This window comes from Frigoriflavimonas asaccharolytica, from assembly GCF_013294015.1.
Taxonomy (GTDB): Bacteria; Bacteroidota; Bacteroidia; order Flavobacteriales; family Weeksellaceae; genus Frigoriflavimonas; species Frigoriflavimonas asaccharolytica.
This window is the reverse complement of record NZ_JABSNO010000063.1, coordinates 1-1366: the sequence shown is the minus strand read 5'-3', so window position 1 is coordinate 1366 and position 1366 is coordinate 1. Positions and strand designations below refer to the sequence as shown.

Here is a 1366-nt window from a genome sequence, read left to right as displayed (position 1 = left end):
ATAAAAGTACATTTAAAATTTGGCAAATGGAAGATTTCCATTTATTCATCATCCTTTTAAAGTTAAATGCCGCTGCAGCGAGTAAAATGTTTATATTGTCACCAATAATTCCTTTGTAAAAATTTCTTCCCATTCTGTGATCTTCCTTTAAATGTCCTATGATTGGCTCTATTGCTGCTCGCTGTTTGTGAGCCTTTTTGAGCTTTTTCTGCTCATATTTGCTTTGTTTCTTATCATTGAAAGGTTTGGGAATAAGAATGTTCGTTTCGCCAATTTTTGTATTACCGCGATATCCTCTATCTACAGCTGCGGTTTTAGGATTTTTGCCTGTCAATTTTTCTACCTGTTCCAATGCTGGCTGCAAAGTATGCCCATCAAATTCATTTCTAAAACCCATTGCTCCAACCAAAACTCCCGTGTTTCTTGTAAAAACAAAAGATGCCTTATTTCCAAACTCAAATTTTTTGTGCTCCTTGCCTTTTGAGATGCATACAACTTCTGGCTCGTGCAAGGAATATACTTTATTCTTTGTATTTCTTTTCTGCGCCAAAACACGCAGGAATAATGAAAAAGATTCTTGGTAAACAGAGCTTTCGCCTATTTTTCTTATCAGTTCTCGAACCAATCTTCCGGCAATCGTTCTTACTTTTCTATCTGCTTTTCTCGCTTTACCTTTATTCTTTGGATGGTTGCGAAACCGCTGATCTATGCTCAATTTTTTTAAAGTTCTGGTGTAAGTTTGACGAAGCGTGAGTTTTTCTTTTTTGGCAATACCCAAACATTTTTTGATGATTTTTTTATGCAACTTGCTATCGGTGGGAAACGTAATATTTTTTTCTTGAACAGTAGTATCCACACTAACATCGGAATCATCACTGTCTTTTCCATTGATGCGAATGCTTTCTTTGAAGATTAATTCTATCCCAGCTTCCCCAATTCTATTGCGGAAATGAGTAAGTTCACTGGAAGCACAAGGTGGTAAAATAGAAAATTGTTGCAAACCGCAAAAATACTGGTAATACAAATTTTCCGTCCATTGTTCCACCACACTTTCATCGGAAATATTGCGAAGATGTTTTAAAATCAATAGCCCAACCATAAGGCGAATTGGTTTTGCAGGGCGACCATTATCTGCACAATAAAGTGGCGAGAAAGCATCTTCAAAACTCTGCCAATCAATACGATTACTTAAAATATACAAAGGATGTGAACTGTTCAAAGTATCTTCAAGATAGAAGAAAAAATTGGCTTGAGAAGAGTGTTTTTGTTTGGAAATCATGACTAAAATATGCAAGGATTATTACATAAAGATACGTTTTCTTGCAGATATAAACAAACTTTATAACTTCTAAATAACTATTAATCA

1 protein-coding gene is annotated in these 1366 nt (G+C 35.1%); it reads right to left on the bottom strand.

The features are described from left to right. A partial coding sequence (locus tag HNQ03_RS16010) for an IS5 family transposase (RefSeq protein WP_173780698.1) occupies positions 1–1279 on the bottom strand: 1279 nt, incomplete at its 3' end. Between the last annotated feature and the right edge of the window lie 87 nt (positions 1280–1366).